The 25,206-nt window shown below is 52.1% G+C and carries 24 protein-coding genes; all 24 read left to right on the top strand.

The annotated features are described in order from the left end of the window. The 24 genes from fliF to ACVA53_RS14025 all read left to right on the top strand — a co-directional run bounded on the left by fliF (position 1) and on the right by ACVA53_RS14025 (position 25,167). Positions 1-1,752: a flagellar basal-body MS-ring/collar protein FliF gene (gene fliF, locus ACVA53_RS13910; protein WP_446505392.1), complete on the top strand. Its 1,752-nt coding sequence runs from the start codon at positions 1-3 to the stop codon at positions 1,750-1,752. Further along, the gene (gene fliG, locus ACVA53_RS13915; RefSeq protein ID WP_446505393.1) at positions 1,745-2,785 is read left to right on the top strand and encodes a flagellar motor switch protein FliG; all 1,041 of its coding nucleotides are present in this window, start codon (positions 1,745-1,747) and stop codon (positions 2,783-2,785) included. Before fliF ends, fliG begins: the two co-directional genes overlap by 8 nt. A 35-nt stretch (positions 2,786-2,820) precedes the next feature. Further along, positions 2,821-3,672 carry a flagellar assembly protein FliH gene (gene fliH, locus ACVA53_RS13920; RefSeq protein WP_446505394.1) on the top strand — a complete coding sequence of 284 codons (852 nt, stop codon included), beginning with the start codon at positions 2,821-2,823 and terminating at the stop codon, positions 3,670-3,672. Then, positions 3,672-4,994, top strand: a complete 1,323-nt coding sequence (fliI, locus tag ACVA53_RS13925; protein WP_255042165.1) for a flagellar protein export ATPase FliI — start codon at positions 3,672-3,674, stop codon at positions 4,992-4,994. The genes fliH and fliI overlap by 1 nt, the downstream gene beginning before the upstream one ends. Positions 4,995-5,045: 51 nt before the next feature. Continuing rightward, positions 5,046-5,495, top strand: coding sequence for a flagellar export protein FliJ (fliJ, locus tag ACVA53_RS13930; RefSeq protein WP_255042166.1), 450 nt, complete (start codon positions 5,046-5,048; stop codon positions 5,493-5,495). 116 nt (positions 5,496-5,611) lie between these two features. Further along, complete coding sequence (locus tag ACVA53_RS13935; protein ID WP_446505395.1) at positions 5,612-7,192, top strand: flagellar hook-length control protein FliK; 1,581 nt, start codon at positions 5,612-5,614, stop codon at positions 7,190-7,192. Positions 7,193-7,253: 61 nt separating this feature from the next. Then, positions 7,254-7,748, top strand: a complete 495-nt coding sequence (gene fliL / locus ACVA53_RS13940; RefSeq protein ID WP_446505396.1) for a flagellar basal body-associated protein FliL — start codon at positions 7,254-7,256, stop codon at positions 7,746-7,748. Between the two features lie 7 nt (positions 7,749-7,755). After that, positions 7,756-8,805, top strand: coding sequence for a flagellar motor switch protein FliM (fliM, locus tag ACVA53_RS13945; RefSeq protein WP_446505397.1), 1,050 nt, complete (start codon positions 7,756-7,758; stop codon positions 8,803-8,805). 25 nt (positions 8,806-8,830) lie between these two features. After that, a complete protein-coding gene (fliN, locus tag ACVA53_RS13950) occupies positions 8,831-9,223 on the top strand; it encodes a flagellar motor switch protein FliN (RefSeq protein WP_446505398.1) in 393 nt (130 codons plus the stop codon). Beyond that, entirely contained in the window at positions 9,223-9,561 is a 339-nt protein-coding gene (fliO, locus tag ACVA53_RS13955) for a flagellar biosynthetic protein FliO (RefSeq protein ID WP_255042172.1), read from the top strand. Before fliN ends, fliO begins: the two co-directional genes overlap by 1 nt. Then, entirely contained in the window at positions 9,548-10,405 is an 858-nt protein-coding gene (fliP, locus tag ACVA53_RS13960; protein ID WP_255042173.1) for a flagellar type III secretion system pore protein FliP, read from the top strand. Before fliO ends, fliP begins: the two co-directional genes overlap by 14 nt. Then, a complete protein-coding gene (gene fliQ, locus ACVA53_RS13965) occupies positions 10,402-10,671 on the top strand; it encodes a flagellar biosynthesis protein FliQ (RefSeq protein ID WP_255042174.1) in 270 nt (89 codons plus the stop codon). The genes fliP and fliQ overlap by 4 nt, the downstream gene beginning before the upstream one ends. Positions 10,672-10,673: 2 nt before the next feature. Next, a complete protein-coding gene (fliR, locus tag ACVA53_RS13970) occupies positions 10,674-11,456 on the top strand; it encodes a flagellar biosynthetic protein FliR (protein WP_255042210.1) in 783 nt (260 codons plus the stop codon). Then, entirely contained in the window at positions 11,456-12,586 is a 1,131-nt protein-coding gene (flhB, locus tag ACVA53_RS13975; RefSeq protein WP_255042176.1) for a flagellar biosynthesis protein FlhB, read from the top strand. Before fliR ends, flhB begins: the two co-directional genes overlap by 1 nt. Positions 12,587-12,848: 262 nt before the next feature. Next, the gene (gene flhA / locus ACVA53_RS13980; RefSeq protein ID WP_446505399.1) at positions 12,849-14,948 is read left to right on the top strand and encodes a flagellar biosynthesis protein FlhA; all 2,100 of its coding nucleotides are present in this window, start codon (positions 12,849-12,851) and stop codon (positions 14,946-14,948) included. A gap of 81 nt (positions 14,949-15,029) precedes the next feature. Continuing rightward, positions 15,030-16,760 carry a flagellar biosynthesis protein FlhF gene (gene flhF, locus ACVA53_RS13985; protein WP_446505400.1) on the top strand — a complete coding sequence of 577 codons (1,731 nt, stop codon included), beginning with the start codon at positions 15,030-15,032 and terminating at the stop codon, positions 16,758-16,760. Beyond that, complete coding sequence (locus tag ACVA53_RS13990; protein WP_446505401.1) at positions 16,753-17,643, top strand: MinD/ParA family protein; 891 nt, start codon at positions 16,753-16,755, stop codon at positions 17,641-17,643. The genes flhF and ACVA53_RS13990 overlap by 8 nt, the downstream gene beginning before the upstream one ends. Next, the gene (locus ACVA53_RS13995) at positions 17,636-18,358 is read left to right on the top strand and encodes an RNA polymerase sigma factor FliA (RefSeq protein ID WP_255042183.1); all 723 of its coding nucleotides are present in this window, start codon (positions 17,636-17,638) and stop codon (positions 18,356-18,358) included. The genes ACVA53_RS13990 and ACVA53_RS13995 overlap by 8 nt, the downstream gene beginning before the upstream one ends. Positions 18,359-18,411: 53 nt before the next feature. Further along, positions 18,412-18,783 (top strand): chemotaxis response regulator CheY, encoded by a 372-nt coding sequence (cheY, locus tag ACVA53_RS14000; RefSeq protein WP_039467413.1) that lies wholly within the window; start codon positions 18,412-18,414, stop codon positions 18,781-18,783. Between the two features lie 34 nt (positions 18,784-18,817). Continuing rightward, positions 18,818-19,537 carry a protein phosphatase CheZ gene (locus ACVA53_RS14005; protein WP_255042185.1) on the top strand — a complete coding sequence of 240 codons (720 nt, stop codon included), beginning with the start codon at positions 18,818-18,820 and terminating at the stop codon, positions 19,535-19,537. A 9-nt stretch (positions 19,538-19,546) separates the two neighbouring features. Next, the gene (locus ACVA53_RS14010; RefSeq protein WP_446505402.1) at positions 19,547-21,919 is read left to right on the top strand and encodes a chemotaxis protein CheA; all 2,373 of its coding nucleotides are present in this window, start codon (positions 19,547-19,549) and stop codon (positions 21,917-21,919) included. 117 nt (positions 21,920-22,036) lie between these two features. Then, positions 22,037-23,260, top strand: coding sequence for a protein-glutamate methylesterase/protein-glutamine glutaminase (locus tag ACVA53_RS14015; protein WP_446505403.1), 1,224 nt, complete (start codon positions 22,037-22,039; stop codon positions 23,258-23,260). A 10-nt stretch (positions 23,261-23,270) separates the two neighbouring features. Next, on the top strand, positions 23,271-24,050 hold the full coding sequence (locus ACVA53_RS14020) for a ParA family protein (protein ID WP_255042188.1): 780 nt from the start codon (positions 23,271-23,273) through the stop codon (positions 24,048-24,050). After that, positions 24,040-25,167 carry a chemotaxis protein CheW gene (locus ACVA53_RS14025; protein WP_446505404.1) on the top strand — a complete coding sequence of 376 codons (1,128 nt, stop codon included), beginning with the start codon at positions 24,040-24,042 and terminating at the stop codon, positions 25,165-25,167. Before ACVA53_RS14020 ends, ACVA53_RS14025 begins: the two co-directional genes overlap by 11 nt. The last annotated feature ends 39 nt before the right edge of the window (positions 25,168-25,206 follow it).

A 25,206-nucleotide genomic window follows, 5' to 3' on the forward strand; every position in this document is an offset into this window, starting at 1 on the left:
GTGTCGGAACCATCAACTAACAACGAGCTCGCGGTAGCTGGCAATTCACCATCGACAGCGATGATGGCGGACAGCGATTCAATGCTTCAGAACCCAGATGCTGAAGAAAGGGGGGCCTCACGTGTTGATAGCATGCTGGGGAACCTAGATGTGCTGCGCCAGGTCGTTCTGGTTCTGTCGGTCGCTATTTGTGTCGCTTTGATCGTCCTTGTCGTTTCCTGGATAAAAGAGCCGGAAATGCGGCCGATGGGAACCTATGAAACGGCAGAGCTGATCCCGATCCTTGATCACTTCGATCAGAAAAAAATCAACTATACCCTTGATGGCAACACCATCCGCGTCCCTGCGGACGACTTTTCTGCGATTAAGTTGGAATTGACCCGGGCGGGCTTGAACCAAGCAACGGCCATGGGCGATGACATCCTGTTGCAGGACATGGGTTTTGGTGTGTCACAACGCCTTGAGCAAGAGCGTTTGAAGCTCAGCCGAGAGCGCCAACTGGCGCGGGCAATTGAACAAATTCGTCAGGTTCGTCAGGCTCAGGTGTTGCTTGCGATGCCAAAGCAAAGTGTATTTGTTCGTCATAACCAGGAAGCGTCAGCCACGGTATTTCTGACCTTGTCTACTGGTGGCAGCTTAGGTCAGCAGGAAGTTGATTCGATTGTCGATATGGTTGCCACGGCTGTACCTGGACTCAAACCGACCCGTGTGACGGTTACCGATCAGCACGGCCGACTGCTCAGTTCAGGCACGGCCGATCCGCAGGCAACGGCTCGCCGCAAAGAATATGAATTGGAGCGCAAGCAAGAGCAGGCGCTGCGCGAGAAAATCGATGCGATTTTGATCCCGGTATTGGGGCTTGGCAACTATACCGCCCAGGTTGATGTGTCGATGGACTTCAGCGCGGTGGAAGAAACCCGCAAGCAATATGATCCGGCGTCTCAGTCAACCCGCAGTGAATATACATTAGAAGACATCAACAACGGCAACATAGTCGCGGGTATTCCTGGCGCCTTGAGTAACCAACCACCGGTAGACAGTGCGATTCCGCAGGAAGTGGCTGAACTACAGTCGGGCGGCCGTACCGGGAATAACTCTGTTCACCGAGAAGCGACCCGAAATTATGAGCTGGATACCACAATCAGGCACCGCCGGGCACAAACCGGTACGGTTGATCGCCAGACAGTGTCCGTTGCGATCGATTACAAACAGGTACTAAACCCAGAAACCGGAGAGCTAACCCGAGTTGCACTGAGTGAGGCGGAACTGGCAAAAATCTCCCGCTTGCTCAAAGGTGGTGTCGGTTTCTCTGAAATGCGTGGTGACATGCTGGAAGTGATTTCAGTGCCGTTTGCCGTACCTGAAGAGCAAATGGTGGCGGACCTGCCGATTTGGGATCATCCGAATTTCAACACCTGGGTTCGTTGGCTTGCCGCCGCTCTGGTGATTATTGTGATCATGGTAGTGATGGTACGCCCAGCGATGCGCAAGCTGCTGTATCCAAATCAATCGGCTGATGGTACACCATTGGATGAAAATGGTTTGCCTATGCCGCCTGGTCGTCATGAGTCTGTTGACCTGATTGGCAGTGAACTTGATGGCGTCGAATCGCTTGAATTAAGCAGTAGCAATCTGGATCTACCAAACCTGCATAAAGATGAAGATTTGCTAAAAGCGGTACGTGCCCTTGTGGCAAACGAACCGGATCTGGCAGCGCAGGTTGTTAAAAGTTGGGTAACTGAAGATGGCTAATGAAATCGCAACCACAGACAATAAGAAATTTGATATCACCACCCTGACCGGGGCGGATAAAGCTGCGATTTTGCTGCTGAGTCTTAATGAGCAGGATGCTGCCAGTATTATCCGTCACCTTGAGCCCAAACAAGTGCAACGGGTCGGTGGTGTGATGGCGCAAATGGCAGATCTAAACCAAGAAAAAGTGTCTGCTGTTCATCGTCATTTCCTGGAGGATATCCAGAAATACACCAGTATCGGTATGGGCAGTGAAGACTTTGTCCGGAATACCCTGATCGCAGCACTGGGTGAAGATAAGGCAAATAACCTTGTCGATCAGATCTTGATGGGCAGTGGTTCGCGAGGTCTTGATTCCCTTAAGTGGATGGATCCAAGGCAGGTGGCCAGTATCATCCTTAACGAACACCCACAGATCCAAACCATTGTTCTGTCGTACCTTGAGCCTGAGCAGTCAGCGGAGATTCTGGCGCAGTTCCCAGAGCGGGTGCGTTTGGATTTGATGATGCGAATTGCCAACCTTGAAGAAGTTCAGCCGGCGGCACTGCATGAGCTGAACGATATCATGGAGAAACAGTTTGCTGGTCAGGCCGGTGCACAGGCGGCGAAGATTGGCGGCCTGAAGGCAGCAGCCGAGATCATGAACTACCTCGACAACAATGTTGAAGGCGCACTCATGGATCAAATTCGCGACAATGACGAAGATATGGCGACCCAGATTGAAGATCTGATGTTTGTCTTCGATAACCTTGCTGAAGTGGATGACCGCGGTATTCAGACACTGATGCGCGATGTACCGCAAGACCTATTGCAGAAAGCCCTTAAGGGGGCTGATGATACGCTGCGCGAGAAAATCATGCGTAACATGTCCAAGCGTGCTGCTGAAATGCTGCAAGATGATCTTGAGGCAATGGGACCAATTCGAGTGGCTGATGTTGAGTCTGCCCAAAAAGAGATTCTATCGATTGCCCGTCGCTTGTCAGATGCTGGCGAGCTTATGTTGACCGGGAGCGGTGCAGATGAATTCTTGTAATAACCCACAGAGCCTACGCCGTTTAAAGGCTGCTTATGTCTAGTGACCGTTCGATGGAGCGCCGCCGCGGCTTCCTTCGTGTACCTGAACATCAGGCGCAAGAGCTTGAACGCTGGGCCTACCCGGATTACTCCTCTGAACACGAAGGCATTTCTGAAAATGCGTTTAATTACGAACCCGAGTGGCAGGTAGAGCCGCTTGACGAAGAGCCTGAAGTGCCGCCGCTAACTGCGGCCGATTTGGATGACATCCGCCACTCAGCCTATGAAGAAGGTATTAGTGAGGGCCGTACTGCGGGTCATGCTGAAGGCTTTGAACAAGGCATGCAGCAAGGGTTAGAGCAAGGGCAGCAACAGGGTTTAGAGCAAGGTTTGGCTCAAGGTTTGGAGCAGGGCTTAGCGCAAGGTAAAGCGCAAATAGACGAGCAGGTTTGTTATCTAACCCAGCTGGTAGAAAAATTAGCAACGCCGTTGAAACAAGTGGATGACGCGGTTGAGCAGCAGCTGGTTCAGCTTGTTACCAGCTTGGCCCGAGAGTTGGTGCAGGTTGAGCTGAAAACTAACCCTCAGGTGATTTTGCAAACCCTGCGCGAAGGGATTGCTGCACTGCCGATGGCCGCGCAGAAAACCACGATTCAACTTCACCCCGATGATCTGGATATTATCAAGCAGGCATACGGAACCGAGAACTTGACAGAGCGGCAGTGGACGCTTCAGGCCGAGCCGGCAATGAGCCGAGGGGATTTGTTTGTTGAATCAGGCAATTCGCTCATCGACTATCAGATGGAAACCCGTTTGCGCCATTCGCTTGAGCAATTTGTTGGCCTCAATAGCCAGCCTCAGCCTACCGCTTGTAAAGAAACAGGCAAAGAGTCCGGGGAAGCCTAATGGCCAACCTGGCTGAACGTTTATCCCGCTACCAAACTGCCAATACGACATGTCGGCCGGTGGCCTCTGGCCGTTTGGTACGCGTCGTTGGCCTGACCCTGGAAGCGGTCGGGTGCCGGGCTCCTGTTGGTAGCCAGTGTAAGGTAGAAACCCTCTCTGGCGAGATGGAAGCAGAGGTGGTCGGTTTCTCCGGCGAAACCCTATTTTTGATGCCCAGTGAACAGCTGACCGGCATTATGCCCGGCGCAAGAGTCACGCCAATCACCGAAGCCGGGGGGATCCCGGTGGGTATGGAACTGCTTGGCAGGGTCATCGATGGTGTCGGTAATCCACTTGATGGTCTGGGTGATATCTATACCGGCCAGCGGGCGGCATTTAATGCCGAACCGATAAACCCGCTGGCCAGAAAACCTATTAAAGAACCGCTGGATGTCGGTTTGAAGGCTGTTAACGGTTTGCTGACTGTCGGCAAGGGGCAGCGTATCGGCCTATTTGCCGGTTCAGGTGTCGGTAAGTCTGTGACCTTGGGGATGATGACTCGCGGCACCACGGCACAAGTTGTGGTCGTTGGCCTTATCGGCGAGCGAGGCCGAGAAGTTAAAGAGTTTATTGACGAGATCCTTGGCACGGAAGGACGACAGCGAGCAGTCGTCGTGGCAGCTCCTGCCGATGCTTCACCACTGATGCGACTGAAAGGCTGCCAAACGGCCTTGACGATCGCGGAATATTTCCGTGACCAAGGGCTGGATGTTTTGTTGCTGATGGACTCACTGACCCGCTTTGCCCAAGCTCAGCGTGAGATCGCCCTCTCTGTTGGCGAGCCGCCAGCCACCAAGGGTTATCCGCCTTCGGTATTTGCCAAATTGCCAGCACTGGTTGAGCGGGCAGGTAATGGTGGTGAGCATCAGGGCTCTATTACCGCTTTCTTCACCGTGCTGACCGAAGGGGATGATCTGCAAGATCCGATCGCCGATGCATCTCGTGCCATCTTGGATGGCCACATCGTATTATCACGAGAACTTGCTGATGCAGGCCATTATCCAGCGATCGATGTCGAGCGCTCGGTGAGCCGTGTGATGCCAGCGATTGTGAGCGAAGAGCACCTGATGATGTCCAAGGCGGTACGGCAAGTGCTGTCGATTTGCCGCAAGAATCAGGATTTGGTGTCAATTGGTGCCTATAAGCCCGGCACCGATCAGGCTATCGATCAGTCATTTGCCCTGAAACCTCGATTGGACGGGTATATGCAGCAATCAATGAAAGAGTCAGTACCCTATGAGATGTGTGTCAACATGCTGCGTTCAGTTCTTAGCGGGCAATAAATAGCGTGTTGATGACTATTTTAAAAGAAATTGATGGGTCAGGAGAAAGTGATGGCAGCGGATAGTGCACTAGAGCTGATTTTAACCCAGAGTGCAGATGCTGAACATAAAGCATCGCTGGCACTGAACCAAGCCCGTATTGAGCGCGAAAATTACTTGCAGCAGCTTCAACAGATAGAACAATACCGCTTGGATTACTGTCGTCAATTATCAGAGCGGGGCCAGCAGGGGTTAACTGCCAGCGCGTATAATCATTTGCAAAAGTTCTTGAATCAGCTTGATGAAACCTTGGTCAAGCAGAGGAGTGCTGGCGCTCATTTTGACCAGCAGGTGGAGCAATGCAGTCGGCATTGGCAGGAAATGCGTAAACAACGGCGTTCCATTGAGTGGTTAATTGACAAAAAACAGACAGAGCGGCAGCGCTTGCTGGACAAGCAAGAGCAGAAAATGATGGATGAGTTTGCCACCATGCAATATGCCCGTCGCCTGATGGGCCACTAGCGGGTGGCGTGTTTGTCAGTTGCCCGTATTATGGGTGCTAGTCTCCAAGACTCTTTTATTGGCGTACTTTTTGCATTGATACGGGTATAGGCCACTGTCAAAGCGCGATCTTCATTATGTTTTTATCTCACTTATTCAAAACGGATACCGTTCCGGTCGCATCTACGGGCGCATCCAAGTCCTCTGTGGCAACAGAAGGCCTGCCGGGCGAATTGGACGCGGCGCCGGAAAAAAGCTTTAGCCAAACTCTGCAAGGGGCGATGGGTAAAGAGGCGACAGCGGAACCGGTTTCGCTGGACGCCGAGGCGAAAACCACAGGTGAAGATGGCAACGTTGCTAGCACGCAAAAGCCACCTGTGGGCGCGAGTGAAGCCACTGATGATGTAGCACAGCATATTGATAAAAATGAACTAATTCAGGATGGCAGTCTGGAGGCTGAAGGCCTAGATGAGTCGGATGGCAAAAAGGCAGGGCGCTTATTAGACAATCAAGCAGGCAGTCCAGCCGACGATGAGCAACCCGCTGACGATTCAGCTGCAAGTGCTGCTGGTCACATTGCGGCTTCATCTCTAGCCAAGCCTGACAACGCCAAGTCATCAATGAGCGAAGGCGAAGAGCTGCTTCAGCGCTTAACAGCATCACGCAGTCAACTCTCGGGTACCTCTGCGGGGACAAATGCACAGGCCGCAAACGGCGAGGTAGCCGGAGCGGGAACAGATGGCAAGTTGTTGCCGCCTGGTGCCGAAGCATTATCCGAAGAGGCTGTAGCTGAACAAAACGGCTTGGTTGGAAAAGACGGCTTGGTTGGAAAGTACGGTAAGGACGCGGTTAATAAAGCTGCTGTGAGTATCGATGGGCTGGTGGCACAAGAGAAAGATGGCGCGGCACAGGCCGATGGCAAGCAGGTAAAAGGTGAGCACTCGGGCAAGTTTGCTTTATCGGGGATGGCATTGACCAATGGTGAGTCCGCCGAGCTTAAGGCCGTCCAGGGTAAGTCACCATTTCAATCAGCGCCGAACAGCGAATTAGCGGCCTTGATGGGCCAGTCATTGTCATCCGGTTCGTTGAAGGATTCGCTGGAAGCGAAGGGCAATGCAAGTGCATTGGCTGCGACTTCACTGGATGACGGCTTAAGCAGTCAGGGTGAAGTACATGGTTCTCATGCCACGCATCGAAGCGCGGCGGCAGGCATATTGACGGCCGAGGGCGAGAAGCCGGGAACGGCCCAATCCCCTTTGCTGCTGAGCAAAGAGCAAGCCGGAGAGCAGTTGGCGGACAGGGTGCAGGTGATGATGTCAAAGAACCTCAAGCATGTTGATATTCGCCTTGACCCGCCAGAGCTTGGTAAATTGCAGATCAAGCTATCAATGAACAACGATCAGGCGTCGGTGCAAATTACCGTGGCCAATCAGCAATCGCGGGACTTGGTCGAACAAGCTATGCCCCGCTTACGTGAACTGCTGCAACAGCAAGGGCTGCAGTTAGCACAAAGCACGGTTCAGCAGGATAGCAGTCGCCAGTTTGCTGGCGGTTCGCAGCAGCAAGCCAATGGTCAGCCGGGCTCTTCCCCCCAGCATGGTAGTCAGGGAGGTGGTCAAGCGGATCCTCATGGTTTGGCACAGGGTACCACTGCACACTCTCATTCTGCTGATTTGTGGATGACGGCACCAAAAGACGGTGTTGATTATTATGCCTAAGTGTTCAGTCTGTTAAACTGGCCGAGTACGGTAATGAACAAAGACAAAGGACGAATTAAAGATGGCAGGTGAAGCGCAATCAGGCGGAAAGCAAAAGCTCATTATTATTGCCGTGCTGGCGGTTGTTCTGCTCGCTGGAGTCGGTGCTGGAGCATGGTTTTTCTTCAGTGACTCATCGTCGGAGCCTGACACCGCACAGTCTGGCTCGGCGAGCCCAACAGCACCGGCAGTGCTGGAATCCGCCTACTATGTCATTTTGCCCCAACCATTCATTTTTAATGTTAGCGGTGATGCGCGTGACAGGTTGGTGCAGGTAAAAGTTCAGCTAATGGTCAGGGGGGATAGCAATGAAGCTGCCGCCCGTCAGCATATACCGCTGATAGAAAGTACGTTGTTGCAGACATTTGGTGCTGCAACTGTTGAGCAATTGAGAACGCCGACAGGGCGATTGGAGCTGCGTAGCCAATCGTTGGCGGCTGTTCAAGAAGCTCTGCTTAAGGTATCCGGTCGACAAGCGGTTGAACGGGTGCTGTTTACTGGTTTTGTAATGCAATAGGTTTTATGTGAGTGACTTATTAACTCAGGACGAAATTGACGCCCTCTTACACGGTGTCGACGATGTCGATGATGATGACGATGGCCAGAGTGAAACTGGCATCATCGCTTTTGATTTTTCATCACAAGACAGGATAGTCCGTGGGCGGATGCCCACACTGGAGCTGATTAACGAGCGTTTTGCCCGCCATATGCGGATCAGCTTGTTTAATATGTTACGAAAAACAGCCGAAGTTTCTATCAACGGGGTACAGATGCTCAAGTTTGGTGAGTATCAGAATACCCTGTATGTCCCGACCAGTTTGAATATGGTGCGCTTTCGCCCGCTCAAGGGCACAGCACTGATCACCATGGAAGCCCGGCTGGTCTTCATTTTGGTGGAGAACTTCTTCGGTGGCGATGGCCGGTTTCACGCCAAGATTGAAGGGCGTGAATTTACGCCAACAGAGCGTCGTATTGTTCAGATGCTGCTGAAGCTGGTGTTTGAGGATTACCGCGAGGCATGGTCACCGGTGATGGGGGTGGAATTTGAATACCTTGACTCCGAAGTGAACCCGACGATGGCCAACATCGTCAGCCCGACTGAGGTAATTGTTGTCAGCTCGTTCCATATCGAGGTGGACGGTGGCGGTGGTGACTTCCATGTCGTGATGCCTTACTCCATGGTTGAACCGATCCGCGAATTGCTCGATGCCGGTGTCCAGAGTGACAAGATGGATACCGATGTTCGTTGGAGCAAGGCATTGCGTGATGAAATCATGGATGTGCCGGTGAATATGCGGGCCAAGTTACTCGATGTTGACCTGACCCTGCGTGATTTGATGGAACTTCAGCCGGGGGATGTGATCCCGATTGATGTGCCGGAAGCTGCTACGGTCTTTGTCGAAGACTTGCCAACCTACCGCGCAAAAATGGGGAAATCGGGCGAGAATATCGCACTGAAGATCACCGAAAAATTAAAGCGTCCGGATATGGTGAAAAGCGACTTGGCTTTCCTCGATCGCGATGAACTAGGCTCGGCACTGTTGAATCTTCACAGTGACGATACAGACAATTAAGGACGAGATCCGAATAGGTACAAACATGTCTAATAATGATCAACAAATTGCCGACGATTGGGCGGCGGCTTTAGCTGAGCAGGCGACTGACGAAGGGGCGCAGCCTGCGCCGCTGGAAGAGCTGACCGATGAATCACCTCCAATTGGTGAAAATGAACGGCGCAAGCTCGATACAATCTTGGATATCCCAGTGACTATCTCGATGGAAGTTGGCCGGACGCAAATCAGTATTCGAAACTTGCTGCAACTTAACCAAGGCTCAGTTGTAGAGCTTGATCGTGTCGCCGGTGAATCGCTGGATGTGATGGTTAACGGTACCCTGATCGCCCACGGCGAAGTCGTGGTGGTCAATGACAAATTCGGTATCCGTCTGACAGATGTGATCAGTCAGACCGAACGGATCAAGAAGCTGCGTTAATGATGGCACCTGAATTGAATTTGGCGACCACGCTCGCCTCCTTGTTGTTGGTTTTGGCGGTTATCGTTCTGTTGGCTTGGCTGATCAAAAGGATGAAGCTACCCGGTTTGCAGGGTGGCGATAGCGCCATTCGTATCTTGCGCCAACTGCCTGTTGGCCAGCGCGAACGCATCGTTCTGCTGCAGGTCGGTGAAGAGCAGATGCTGGTCGGGGTGACCCAACATAATATTTCATTGCTCGGAAAACTCGATAACCCGATTGTTGCGGAGCAAGGTCAGGATGGCGGGGAGTTTGCCAGCCAGCTGGGAAAGCTGTTGAGAAAAAATGATAAGAACTAATTTCATTGCCGCCTTATTGGCGGCTTTTTCGCTTCTGCTGGTGTTTCCTGCTGCGGCAGAAACGGCGGCGGGGTTGGTTGACGGCGTCGCTGCTCAACCGGGCGCGACATTGAGCGAGATGCAAAACGAAGCGGGCTCAACCGCGATGGCACTGACCCAAAGCGGTGGAAGTGGTATACCGGCCTTTTCGGTGACAGTAAACCCGGATGGCAGTGAAGATTATTCGATAACCCTGCAAATCTTGGCGTTGATGACTGCCTTGGGGTTCTTGCCGGCCATCGTGATCCTGATGACCTCTTTTACCCGGATTGTGGTGGTCATCTCAATATTACGTCAGGCGATGGGCTTACAGCAGACGCCGTCGAACCAGGTGATTATCGGTATTGCCATGTTCATGACCTTTTTCGTGATGTCACCGGTGCTCGACAAGATCAATACCGAAGCTGTTCAGCCTTATATGAACGAACAGGTGAGTGCTTCCCAAGCGCTAGAAGCGGCCCAAGATCCGCTGCGCCAGTTCATGCTCAAACAGACGCGGGTTAAAGATTTAGAAACCTTTGTCGAGATGTCAGGCTCGGACGCTACCGATCCGCAGGAAGTACCGATGACGGTACTGATCCCGGCCTTTGTGACCTCGGAGTTGAAAACGGCGTTCCAGATAGGCTTTATGTTGTTTCTGCCCTTTTTGATCATTGATTTGGTGGTGGCATCGGTGTTGATGGCCATGGGTATGATGATGCTTTCGCCGATGATCGTTTCTTTGCCGTTTAAGCTAATGCTGTTTGTGTTGGTGGATGGCTGGAACTTGATCCTATCAACCTTGGCTGGGAGTTTTGGGACGTGACACCGGAGTTTTTTGTCGAAATCTTCCAAGATGCACTCTACATGGTACTGATCATGGTCTGTTCCATTGTGGTGCCGGGTTTGTTGATTGGTTTGGTGGTTGCTGTCTTCCAGGCGGCAACCTCGATAAACGAACAGACCCTGAGCTTCTTGCCAAGGTTGATCGTGACCTTGCTGGCTCTGATGTTCTTCGGCCACATGATGACCCAGATGCTGATGGATTATTTCCACCAGATGATTGATTACATCCCGCAACTGCTGCACTAATGATGAATTATCCTGCACCCTTGCTATTGGAGTGGCTGGCAACGATTTTCTGGCCGCTGACCCGGATCTCATCGATGATGATGGTGATGACGTTTTTTGGTGCTCGCTATGTCGCACCTAAAATTCGTCTCTATGTCTCATTGCTGTTTACCTTTGCGCTGTTACCGGTCTTGCCGGTTGCCCCGGTCGATATTCCCTTGATGTCGTTGCAGGGGTTCATCACCACTGGCCAGCAGGTGATCATCGGTGTGGCTATGGGGATGGTGACGACGTTTGTCACCCAGACTTTCATTCTGCTGGGACAGATCCTCGGTATGCAGTCGAGCTTGGGTTTTGCCTCTATGGTCGACCCGTCCAACGGGCAGAATACCCCGGTGCTGGGCCAGTTTTATATGTTTCTGGTGGTGATGATTTTTCTGGCCACCGATGGCCATTTAGTGATGCTCAAACTGGTGGCGATGAGTTTCCATACGCTGCCTGTGGGTGAGTCGATGCTTGATGCTGGTGATTACTACCAGATGGCGCAATGGTTTGGTCATATGTTCAAGTTTGCTCTGAGTATGGCAATTGCCGGTGTGGTGGCCTTGCTGGTGGTCAATATGTCGTTTGGTGTCATGACCCGGGCAGCGCCTCAGCTGAATATTTTTGCCCTTGGCTTTTCATTTGCCCTTTTGCTGGGTTTTGTGATCAGCTGGTTCTTGATTGCAGGTATTTTGCCGCACTACGAAGCGATATGGCAGGTCGGTGTCGAGCAAGTGTGTAGTTTAATTCGGTTGGATTGTTAATGGCTGATTCTGACGGACAAGAAAGAACCGAAGAGGCCACGCCCCGAAGGCGGGATCAGGCCCGCGAAAAAGGACAGGTTCCCCGGTCGAGGGAACTGGCATCGATTGCTGTGCTGGTGGCTGGCGCCGTCGGTATGATGTGGTTTGGAGAAGCGCTTGGCCGGGGGATCGGCGAGGTCATGACCAGACTGTTTAGCCTAACCCGAGAGGAAATATTCGATCTGTCACAGCTGTTTGGCTTGATTGTGTCGGCTCTTGGTAACCTGCTGCTTCCATTATTGACCTTCTTGCTGTTTGTTTATGTCGCCGCGTTTATTGGCGCCACGGGCTTAGGTGGGATCCGCTTTTCGTCCCAAGCGGCAGCCCCGAAGTTGTCCAAGTTGAATCCGCTAAGTGGCTTCAAACGAATGATGGGCAAGCAGAGTTTGGTTGAGCTGATCAAGTCGATCCTCAAAGTTCTGTTGGTGGTTGGGGTGGCTTTCTTCCTACTCAAGGCTCACCTGACCGATTTCTACCAACTCAGCCGCGAGGTGTATCCGAAAAATATCGCTCACGCACTGGATATTTTACTCAATTTCATTTTTTTGATCAGTTGTTCCTTATTGGTGGTGGTGGCTATCGATATCCCGTTCCAGATCTGGCAGCACAATGAACAGCTTAAGATGACCAAACAGGAAGTGAAGGACGAATTCAAGGACTCGGAAGGTAAGCCGGAAGTGAAGGGCCGTATCCGTATGCTTCAGCGTGAAATGGCACAGCGGAGAATGATGGCCGATGTCCCGCAGGCCGATGTTGTCATTACCAACCCGGAGCACTTTTCTGTTGCACTGCGCTATGACTCCAAGATTGACTCGGCACCGGTAGTCATTGCGAAAGGAACCGATTTCTTGGCATTGAAAATCCGTGAAATTGCCAACGAACACGAGATCGAAATAGTCCCTGCGCCGCCACTGGCCAGGGCCCTGTATCACACGACTGAACTCGAGCAGCAGATCCCCGACGGGTTGTTTGCCGCCGTGGCACAGGTGCTGGCGTATATTTACCAGCTTAAGCAATACCAGAAAGGGCGTGGGCGTAAACCCGCTTTGTCCAAGGAAGCCTCGGATATCCCTAACGAATTCCGTTATTAATTATTTATCCTGGTTAGTATTTACTATCAACTGCACATTTTTGCTAAAAAAGTCAAGAAAATGACACTATTTTAAGGCATGATAATTGCTTATTAGCTAGCGTCGGTTGCTTTTTGTTTACCGGTGAAAACGGTACAATAACCAATACCAAATTCTTATAACTACCCCTCACAGATCCCACTAGATACAGTGTTGTCACATTGACTGCCGGTATATTGAAGGTGTCTTGGTTTAGCGGGAACAAAACCATTACAGACATTGCATGAAGCTATCTTTACCTTTTACCGATAAGTTCAATCCAGCTCGTTTACAGTCGATGCCTGCGATAGGTGCGCCTGTCTTGGTACTGGCAACTCTGGCAATGATTATATTGCCAATGCCGCCATTACTGCTGGATATGGCCTTTTCCTTCAATATCGCACTTGCCCTCGTGGTACTGCTGGTGACGATTTATACTCGTCGTCCCCTTGATTTTGCTGCCTTTCCGACAGTATTGCTGATAGCGACTTTGCTCCGCTTGGCATTGAACGTTGCTTCCACCCGAGTCGTATTGCTTTATGGCCATGACGGGCCAGATGCTGCGGGCCAGGTTATCGATTCCTTCGGCTCGGTGGTGATCGGCGGTAACTACGCGGTTGGTTTGGTGGTTTTCCTGATCTTGATGATTATCAACTTCATGGTGGTGACCAAAGGTGCCGGCCGTATTTCCGAGGTAAGTGCCCGCTTCACCCTTGATGCCTTACCGGGTAAGCAAATGGCAATTGATGCGGACTTGAATGCCGGTTTGATTGACCAGGATCAGGCCCGCACCCGTCGCTCTGAGGTCACCAAAGAAGCGGACTTCTACGGTTCGATGGATGGTGCCTCTAAGTTTGTGAAAGGGGATGCCATTGCCGGTATCCTTATCCTGTGTATCAATATTGTCGGCGGGCTGGTCATTGGTATGAGCCAGCACGGTCTTGGTTTTGGTCAGGCGATTGAAATCTACAGCTTGCTGACCATCGGTGACGGCCTTGTGGCCCAAATTCCTTCGTTGCTGTTGTCCATTGGTGCCGCCATGATGGTGACGCGTCAAAATACTGACGAAGACATGGGCCAGCAGATGATTTTCCAGATGTTCAACAACCCGCAGGCGTTGATCATCACCGGTGGGATCCTGTTTGTGATGGGTATCGTGCCGGGTATGCCGCATATCCCATTCTTGTTACTGGCTGCGCTTATTGGCGGGGTCGCTTATTGGCGCATCAAATCACAGCGCGAAGCAGCTGAAATCAACGAGCAGGAAGCCTCGAGCGATGTGGTCGCACCGCAACTGCCAAAAGAGTTGTCTTGGGATGACGTCAAACCGATTGATGTCATCGGCCTCGAAGTGGGCTACCGCCTTATTCCTATGGTCGACAAAGACCAAGGCGGCGAGTTGCTGGAGCGAGTCAAAGGTGTAAGGAAGAAACTGTCGCAGGACTTTGGTTTCTTGATCCCGGCCGTTCATATTCGCGATAACCTCGAGCTACCGCCCAATACCTACCGTATTAGCTTGATGGGTGTTGCCTGTGGTGAGGCCAATATCCATCCTAACCGCGAATTGGCAATAAACCCGGGCCAAGTGTTTGGTAGTGTCGACGGCGAGCGCACCGTCGATCCGGCTTTTGGTCTTGAAGCCGTATGGATCAATGACTCCCAACGCGAACATGCCCAGGCCCTTGGCTACACCGTGGTCGATTCTTCGACGGTTCTGGCAACCCATCTTAGCCAGATCTTAACTAACCGTGCAGCTCAGCTGATTGGCTACGAAGAAGTTCAGAACCTGCTCGACTTGTTGGCCAAGTCTGCGCCGCGTTTGGTGGAAGGTTTGGTGCCGGATCTGCTTAGCTTGGGTGTCATTGTTAAAGTGCTGCAGAACCTGCTTAATGAGGAAATCCCGATTAGGGATGTACGGACAATTGTGCAGACGTTGGCGGAATATTCCACCAAGAGTCAAGATCCTGACATTCTTACGGCGGCTGTTCGTGTCAATTTGAAACGACTTATTTGCCAGGAAATCAATGGCATAGAGCCTGAATTGCCTGTTATTACTCTTGTTCCAGAGTTGGAGCAAATCTTGCATCAAACGATGCAGTCTTCCGGCGGTGAGTCGACCGGTATTGAGCCTGGCCTGGCTGAGCGCCTGCAGCGCTCACTGGTCGATGCGACCCAGCAGCAAGAGCTGAAAGGTGAACCTGCCGTGTTGCTGACATCGGGGGTACTGAGGCTGACACTCGCGAAATTTGTAAAAAACACCATTCCTTCATTACGCGTGTTGTCTTATCAGGAAGTACCTGATGAGAAACAGATCCGTATTGTCAATGCAGTAGGGAATTCATAATGGCGGTAACGGCGATGACGATGACGGAGATGGTCTTAGGACTGTCATCACCTCACGGCCTGAAATTACGGGAAGGTCACATTGAAAATTAAACGTTTTTTTGCCAAGGATATGCGTGCTGCGCTCACCCAAGTTAAGGAAGAGTTGGGTGCGGATGCGGTCATCATGTCGAATAAAAAGGTCACCGGTGGGGTGGAAATTGTTGCAGCGCTGGACAGTGAGGATCCTCGTGGCCAACTGTCATCAGCTGCCAGCAAAACCCGCGAAGAGCTCGCCGAACGGCTTGATAGTGCTAAGCGGCAGCTGGCGGATGATAAGGTTCAGCTGCAATCGCCATCAAGCCGGTTTGCCAAAGTGCTAAACAATTTTACCGGCCAGTCTGGTGATGCTGAGCAAGGCAGTGGTCAAGGCAATGAAGCCGACTCGTTGTCCGCGCTGTTGCAGCGCCAGTCCAAGCATTATGGTGACGAGCCGCGTTATGGCCGCCACGATGAGCCCCAGCAATCTGCCAGTCCGTCATATGGTGAACGCCGCTATGCTGCTGGCGGCGGCAGGGCACAAGAGTCACAGCGTCGCCAGCCGGAGTCTTATTTCAATGATCCTGCTGCTCGTCAGACACCAAGCCGGCATTCAAGCCATCAGGCAGGCCGTCAACAAGCGGGTCACCAACAAAGTCGCCACCAGCTCGATATCGGTGATTATCGTCGTCCGGCTGTTCCTCAGGCGGAACCTCTGCATGCCTCGCGCTCTGCAGGCCCGGCAGAGAGTCAATTAGAGTCACACCGCTCAGAGTCACGATTTGGTGCACCGCAACCGCCGAAAAATCGTTTAGACCCAAGTCGCTACGATCCCAAAGCGCGCAACCACAGCACCGGCGAAATCGATGCGATGCGCAATGAAATGGCCTCGATCCGTCGTCTGCTCGAACATCAAGTTTCTGGCCTAATGTGGCAGGAAATGGAACGTCGTGAGCCGATGCGGGCAATGATGATCAAGCGGTTGGAAAAAATGGGGCTGTCGCAAGAGCTTGCTGATCAGCTAGCGTGCTATATCCCTGAAGATGTGCCGGCTAACGAAGCATGGCCAGCACTGCTGAACCTGCTTTCTGACCAGATTATTACCACCAAAGACAGTATTTTGGAAAGTGGTGGCGTGGTCGCGCTGCTTGGGCCAACAGGTGTGGGGAAAACCACCACGATTGCCAAGTTGGCTGCACGGGCAGCGATGGAGTTTGGCCCTGACCAAATTGCCATGGTGACGACTGATACGTTCCGTATCGGCGCCCATGAACAGCTGGCCACTTATGGACGAATTATGGGCTGTCCGGTCAGAGTAGCTAAAGATGCTGAGGAATTGGCCGATATATTACATCAGTTACGTCATCGTCGCCTGGTTCTGCTTGATACCGCAGGGATGGGACAACGTGATATTCGGCTATCGGAGCAACTTGATACCCTGATGCAAAACAGTGGGTCGCAGATCCGCAGCTACTTGGTGCTGCCTTCAACAGCACAGCGCCGGGTGTTGCATGAAACCATTGAACACTTCCGCCGTATTCCACTATCGGGCTGCGTACTGACCAAGCTGGACGAATCACTGAGCTTGGGTGAGGTGATCAGCGTATCGATACAGCACGCACTACCCATTGCTTATCTTGCTGATGGGCAACGGGTACCGGAAGACATTAAGGTCGCCACGGGGAACTATCTGGTTGCTCGGGCAAATGAATTACTTGAACAAGAGTTAAGCCAGCAAACCCACTTCTGGAGTAGCGAAAGCGCTGAGAACCAGGGGGCAGACTTTTATGACTGAGAACGCCATGTACGATCAAGCTAGCGGTTTACGCCGTATGACCCAGCTAACCTCAACCAAAGTGATTACCGTGACTGGCGGTAAGGGGGGCGTGGGGAAAACCAATGTGACCCTGAACATGGCGATTTCAATGGCTCGCCAGGGCAAACGGGTCATGGTACTCGATGCCGACCTCGGATTGGCGAATGTCGATGTCATGCTTGGCTTACGTACCGGCCGTAACTTATCACATGTGCTGGCTGGGGCGTGCGAGCTTAAAGATATCATTGTCGAAGGCCCATACGGGGTGAAAATTGTCCCGGCCGCTTCCGGCACCCAGAATATGGCTGAACTGACTGCCGCCCAGCACATGGGGTTGATCCGGGCGTTCAGTACCCTTGAAGACGATATTGATGTGTTGCTGGTCGATACCGCAGCAGGCATTTCAGACATGGTACTCAGCTTTTCCCGCGCCGCTCAAGATGTGGTGGTCGTGGTCTGTGATGAGCCAACGTCGATCACCGATGCCTACGCCATGATTAAGATCCTCAGCCGTGAATATGATGTTCAGCGCTTTAAAATAGTGGCTAACATGGTGCGCAGTTACCGAGAGGGTCGCGATCTGTTTATCAAGCTGACTCGGGTGGCTGAGCGTTTTTTGGATGCCAACCTCGAGCTGGTGGCGTGTATTCCACTTGATGATCGGGTTCGCCAGTCGGTGAAACGCCAGAAACTGGTGGTGGAAGCCTTCCCGCGCAGCCCGGCAGCATTGGCTCTGGGGGCTTTGGCCAACAAAGCGGCTATGTGGCCGGTCCCGCAAAGCCCTGGTGGTCATCTGGAATTCTTCGTTGAAAGGTTGTTGGTCAATACCCGACACCCTCGGGAGGTGCCAGTCAGTGAATAAGGCATTAACCTATGGGCGCTACCAGCCGAGCCCGCAGGCTTTTATCGAACGTTACTCGTCATTGGTTAAGCGTATTGCCCATCACCTTATGGGCCGCTTGCCGCCAAGCGTGATGTTGGAAGATCTCATTCAGGCGGGTATGATTGGCCTGCTTGAAGCTCAGAAAAACTACGACCCGACCAAGGGGGCGAGTTTCGAAACCTTTGCCGGCATCCGCATTCGCGGGGCCATGCTGGATGATATCCGCCGCGGGGACTGGGTTCCTCGCTCTGTATACAAAAACAACCGACGTATTGCTGAAGCCATTTCGGCCCTTGAAGGTACTCTCGGCCGGGATCCCAATGATCAGGAAATTGCGGCATATCTCGAAATGACGCTAGAACAGTACCACCAAGCCTTAAATGATGTTAATTGTGGTCGTTTAGTGGGTATGGATGATCTGGGGGTTGCTGAAGACACCGTCGCAAATGAAGAATCGGTTGAAGAAAATCTTCCCTTTCAGGGGGTTGTAGATGATAATTTTCGTCAATCTTTGGCCGGAGCGATCAAAACCCTGCCTGAAAGAGAAGCATTAGTTTTGTCCCTGTACTACGACGAGGAGCTAAACCTCAAAGAGATAGGGGCGGTTATCGGGGTGAGTGAATCCCGAGTTTGCCAGATTCACAGTCAGGCGATGCAACGTTTGCGGTCCAAGTTGACTGCGTGGACTTCGTAATAAACACACTATAAAACACTGATAATTCAGTGGGGGCAACTTTGAATAAAAACATGAAAATCCTCATTGTTGATGATTTCTCAACAATGCGCCGAATCGTAAAGAATTTGCTGCGTGATCTGGGCTTCAACAATACCCAGGAGGCGGATGATGGATTGACTGCGCTACCGATGCTGAAAAAGGGCGGTTTTGACTTTGTCGTGACGGACTGGAACATGCCGGGCATGCAGGGTATTGATCTACTCAAGCATATCCGTGCCGATGCCGAACTCAAGCACCTGCCTGTGTTGATGATCACCGCGGAAGCCAAGCGTGAGCAGATCATTGAAGCTGCCCAAGCCGGTGTTAATGGCTATATCGTCAAGCCATTTACTGCCGCAACGCTAAAAGAGAAGCTTGATAAAATCTTCGAGCGTATGCAGTAAAGCACTTTTCGGGCATCAAAGGACAATAATAACAATGATTACACTCGAACAGGCGAAACAGCTTGTCAGTCTGCTTGAATCCAGCGATCAGGATGGCGCAAATACACTATTTACCCGTTTGGTGTCAGATAGTCGTGATCCCGTCTATGAAGAAGTGGGCAAGTTGACACGCCAACTTCATGATTCGTTGGCTAATTTCCGCCTTGATCCCCGTGTTACCGATTTAGCAAAAACGGAAATCCCTGATGCACGCGACCGGTTGTCTTATGTGATAGACAAAACCGAGTCCGCCGCCAACAAAACCATGGACGCTGTCGATAGCATCCAACCAGTGGCAGATCAGCTCGGGGATACCTTACAACAGGTTTATCCAAGATGGCAGCGCTTGATGGGTGGACAGATTGCCCTTAATGAATTTAAGTCGCTCTGCCACGATATCAGCGGGTTGCTCACTCAGGTCGAGAGTGATAGCACGATACTGCGTACCCAGTTGACTGAAATTCTCATGGCTCAGGACTTCCAGGATCTGACCGGCCAAATCATTCGCAAGGTGATCGAGCTGGTTCATGAAGTTGAAGATCAATTGGTTGAAATTCTCAAAGCGTTTGGCATGGAACAAGAAGACCGAACCGACGCGCTGCGTGAAGAGCGGCTCCTTGTTCCTGAAGGGCCTATCGTCAACAGCGACAGTCGCGAGAATGTCATGTCCTCTCAGGATGACGTTGACGATCTGCTGTCGAGCCTAGGATTTTAAGGGAACAATATGAGCTTTGATTTAGACGAAGATATCCTACAGGACTTTTTGATTGAAGCCGGGGAGATCCTCGAGCTGCTTTCGGAGCAGTTGGTTGAGTTAGAACGCAGTCCGGATGACTCGGAGCTACTCAATGCGATTTTCCGTGGCTTTCACACCGTAAAAGGTGGCGCAGGGTTCCTTTCCCTGACCGAGCTGGTAGACGCTTGCCATGGTGCCGAAAATATCTTTGATTTACTAAGAACGGGCAAGCGTAGCGTCACATCTGAGCTGATGGATGTGATCCTCGAAGCGTTGGATACCATTAACGTGATGTTTGCCCAGGTTCAGGAACGCGAGCCCGTCGAGCCGGCTGAGCCGTCGCTGCTCGAAGCCCTGCACCGGTTCAGTCTACCGCCCTCAGAGCAAGAGTTGGCCATGGCCAGTGGCGCCCAGATGAGCGGCCCGGAGGCAATCGTTGACGTTGCTATCGAGTCAGCTATGGCTGCATCAAGTATGGCACCGGTAGCCGCTGTACCTGTCAGTGAGCCCGCTGTCGCATCATCAGGTGATGTCGCCATTGCCGGTGATTCTGTTGATGATATTACCCAGGATGAATTCGATCGCTTGCTTGACGAGCTACACGGAAAAGGGCGAGGCCCTTCTGATGTGGTAACCGTTCACGAGGCGGCACCGGCTTCCCTTTCCCCTGTTGTAGACACTGATATCGTCAACCAAATTCAGTCTGAAAGTGGCGATATCACCGATGATGAATTTGAGCGTTTGCTCGATGAGTTGCACGGTGCCGGTAACGCGCCCGGAAGCAATAACTTCAGCTCGCCAGTGACGAATGAGCCAGTCAACCAAGTTCCAGTGTATCAAGCCCCTGTTAGTCAAGAGTCTGTTAGTCAAGCGTCTGTCAGTCCAGTGCCGGCGAGTTCAGCTCAAGGCATGAGCGGCAATGACGACTTGATGACCGATGATGAGTTTGAACGTCTGCTGGATGAACTTCATGGCGTGGGCAAAGGACCTTCCGAGGATGAACTCGACATGGCCACCAAGTCGGTTGCCGACATGCTGGGTGATGGCATTGCTCAAGGGCAACCTCACGTTTCGGCTCCCGCTCAGCCTCAAACACAGCCTGTGTCAGCGCCAGCCGTTCAGCCGGTCGCAGCCCCTCAGCCTGTGGCTGAGCGACGCGCTAAGCCGGCAGCTGGCAAAGAGAAGGCTAAAGCTGGCGATGCAACGGTGCGGGTTGATACCTCGACGCTCGATACCATTATGAATATGGTCGGTGAGCTAGTCTTGGTGCGTAACCGTTTGGTTAGCCTTGGCCTGAATACGAATGACGAAGAGATGTCCAAAGCGGTTGCCAACCTGGATGTGGTCACTGCAGATCTGCAGGGTGCGGTAATGAAAACCCGGATGCAGCCAATCAAGAAAGTCTTCGGCCGTTTTCCTCGGGTGGTGCGTGACTTGGCGCGCAATCTCAATAAAGATATTGTGCTGGAAATGCGCGGCGAAGAGACCGATTTGGATAAAAATCTGGTTGAGGCGCTTGCCGATCCGTTGGTTCACTTGGTACGCAACTCGGTTGACCATGGTATTGAAATGCCAGCTATCCGTGAGAAAGCGGGTAAACCAAGGGTAGGGACGGTATTGCTGTCTGCTTCCCAAGAAGGCGACCATATCTTGCTGACCATTGAGGATGATGGCGGCGGTATGGATCCGGATAAGCTACGTGGTATCGCTGTTGAGCGTGGTGTAATGGATGCCGATACGGCGTCGCGCCTGACCGATAGCGAGTGTTATAACCTGATTTTTGCCCCTGGCTTCTCGACCAAAAAAGAGATCTCCGATATCTCTGGCCGCGGTGTCGGTATGGATGTGGTGAAAACCGGGATCACCCAGCTGAACGGTTCAATATCGATTGACTCAGCCCTGGGTAAAGGCACGCGGATTGATATCAAGGTTCCTCTGACGTTGGCGATACTGCCAACGCTGATGGTGGGTGTGGCTGAACAACCCTTTGCCCTCCCGCTGGCAAGTGTTAATGAGATCTTCCACCTTGATTTGCGCAAAACCAATACGGTCGATGGTCAGTTGACCATTATTGTGCGCGACAAGGCAATCCCACTCTTCTACTTACAAGACTGGTTATCGGGCGCCGGTGTACAGCAGCGCGAGCGTGACCATGGCCATGTGGTGATTGTCCAGAACGGTCACCAGAGAATTGGCTTTGTGGTTGATACCTTAATTGGCCAGGAAGAAGTGGTGATCAAGCCGTTGGATGAGTTGTTGCAAGGGACGCCGGGAATGGCGGGTGCGACGATTACCAGCGATGGCCATATTGCCTTGATCCTCGATGTCCCTAATCTGCTTAAGCACTACGCTAGCCGTTAATCAAACAATAATAAGGCCAAATGGCTTCCCTATTTATGGGAAGCCATTGCCGTTAAACAAACTCATAGAAAGCCTGTTCAAAGGCGCAAGGTTTGTCATCTACAGGATAAAATTAACATGGCAGTAAAAGTATTGGTGGTGGATGATTCAAGCTTTTTCCGCCGGCGCGTGAGTGAAATTCTCAATGCTGATCCAAGGTTGGAAGTGGTCGGCAATGCAATCAACGGCAAGGAAGCGGTTGAGATGGCGGCACGTATTCAACCTGATGTGATCACCATGGATATTGAAATGCCGGTGATGGACGGGATCACCGCTGTGCGTGAAATCATGCAAGCCAATCCGACGCCGATTTTGATGTTCTCCTCGCTGACTCACGAAGGGGCGAAAGCGACGCTTGATGCCCTTGATGCTGGGGCGCTGGATTTTCTACCGAAGAAGTTTGAAGATATCGCCCGTAACCGGGATGAAGCGATTAGCCAGCTGCAAAAGCGGGTGACAGAACTCGCCCGCAAGCGAGTCTTCATGCGCCGTCCGGTACGTTCTGCAATGTCAGCAACAGCAGCAGGGCGTGAATCTTCCCTCGACTCCTCTCGTGAGTCAACCCGTGCGCCTGCCTCTGCCTTATCGGCGCGTAATACGTTGGCTGGCAGAAGCGTGCGGTCGAAGGAAAGTGCAAAGCCATCTGCTCAGTTATCCGCCTTGCGTCAGCCTGCTGCTCGTCCTGCTGTGGCCAAGCCAGCGGCTCGTTTCAAGGCTTCCGGCAAAAAGTATCAGTTGATAGCTATTGGTACCTCGACCGGTGGCCCGGTAGCACTACAGAAAATCCTCACCGCATTGCCAGCAAACTTCCCGTTGCCGATTGTACTTATCCAGCATATGCCTGCGACTTTCACCGCCGCCTTTGCTGCTAGGCTCGATAACCTATGCAAAATTGGTGTTAAGGAAGCACAAGATGGCGATGTCCTTAAACCGGGTATGGCTTATCTTGCGCCGGGGGGGATGCAGATGATGCTGGACGGCCGTCCGGGCTCGGCACGACTGCGTATTATTGATGGCGGTGATCGAATGAATTACAAGCCGTGTGTCGATGTGACATTCGGCTCTGCCGCCAAGATCTATCATGACAAAGTATTGTCTATGGTATTGACCGGCATGGGTGCCGATGGCCGAGAAGGTGCACGAATGCTTAAAAGCAGCGGTGCAACGATTTGGGCGCAGGATGAAGACAGTTGTGTCGTGTACGGCATGCCTCAGGCGGTAGCCAAGGCGGGGATCTCGTCAGAAGATCTACCGCTGGAGCGTATTGCCGAGCGTATTACGGTAGAGCTTGGGCTCGCGTAGGGAGTGTACCTTGATAGTCTGGAGTATTGCTAACCAGAAAGGGGGCGTGGGCAAAACCACGACCACTGTCGCTCTGGCGGGATTGCTGAGCGAGCGTAACAAGCGGGTTTTGCTGGTGGATACCGATCCACATTCATCGCTGACCACATACCTGAACTTTGACGCCGATGGTGTACCTGCCAGTTTGTTTGATTTGTTCCAATTAACCGAGATCAAGCGTGATACAGTCAAACCGGTGATCCTGCGCACCCAGTTCAACAACATCGATATTATCCCTGCCCATATGTCGCTGGCGACCCTGGACAGGGTGATGGGTAATCGCGGTGGTATGGGGCTGGTGCTTAGAAAAGCGCTGCAGTGTTTGGCTGACGACTATGATTACGTATTGATTGACTGCCCGCCTATTCTCGGGGTCATGATGGTCAATGCGCTGGCAGCCAGTGATCGTATCTTGATTCCGGTGCAGACCGAGTTTCTTGCAATGAAAGGCCTTGAGCGGATGATGCGCACCTTGGATATCATGCAAAAATCACGTCGCTCGCCGTTTAAGGTCACGATTGTACCCACCATGTATGACAAACGGACGAGGGCATCGCTGCAGACTCTGCAGGAGCTGAAACTGCGCTTCCCTGAGCAAGTCTGGGCATCGGCCGTTCCGATCGATACTAAGTTCCGAGATGCGAGTATCAAACATATGCCACCGTCACTTTACTCACGCAGTAGCCGTGGGGTTTTTGCGTATAAAACGCTATTGAATTATTTGGGGCGCCTGCAACAGGATGACCGATAACAGCCGTTTATCCAGCACTCAGGCGCTGGAAGATTATTTTGTTGATTTACTGCTAGAGCCAGAGCCAGAGCCAGAAGCTGCCTTTGAACCTGCGCTGCAGCAAGCTGACATCGACCTCGCCGAGGCCCGCCTCGAAAAAGATTGCGAGCCCTGTACCGATGCGGTTTCACAATCCGGCGGTGAGGTAACCGCTGAAGAGGCTCCCAGGCCAGGTTGTCAGCTATCTCAAGATGCTGGGGTACTGAGCCCTGAGCCGCAGCAGACGCTAATACCGGTAGCCAAGCCATTCGACTTTGCCAGCTTGGACGATAATACGGAGCAACCCGAGCGCAGTATGCCATCGCCAGTGCTGGATAACGTTCAGCGTTTGTTGAATCAGGTCAGCCGGAATAACCCGTTTACCGAAAACGACGATGTAAAAAGCGATGTAAAAGGCGATGTAGTCGAAGATGCCGTTCCACAAACAAACGCGGAACATCGTTATATCGACGACGAGCTAGCTGATGAATGGCAACAGGTTATGGCGCACGAACAGGCGCATGAACAGCCTCTTGTTTCGCCTCAAGCACCTGTTGATGAGACGATTGAAGAGACTTTAGCTGAGACGCAGGCCGGAGAAGATCTGCCGCCTGATTTGTGGACACAGCAAGTACAGAAGGGCAATGACTTTCAGGCGCTGTTCTTTGAAGTCAACGGGGTGACATTTGCAGTACCGCTGACCGAGCTGGGTGGGATCCATCAACTTGGCGATATGAACAGCCTGCTTGGTCGTCCAGTATGGTATTTAGGGCTGATGAGCAGCCGCGATCACCAGCTTAATGTGGTTGATACTGCGTGCTGGGCAATGCCCGATAAACTTGAGGGCGAAGAGTACCGCGAACAGTATAAGTATGTGGTGGTCTTGGGCGAGAGTTCGTGGGGACTGGCCTGCAATGCCTTGCTTGGTACCGAAACCTTATCCCAACACAGTGTTCGCTGGCGCGAGAAAGCCGGTAAGCGGCCTTGGTTAGCGGGCATGGTAAAAGAAAAAATGTGTGCGCTAATTCATGTTAGTGAGCTAATTTCGATGCTCAAAGCAGGATTAGATGTTAATACCAAACTTAGGCAATCATGTTAGGCTCCTGTTCATCGCAGGCGCTAACGCGTTGAATGCAGA

This window comes from Photobacterium sp. DNB23_23_1, assembly GCF_052873815.1.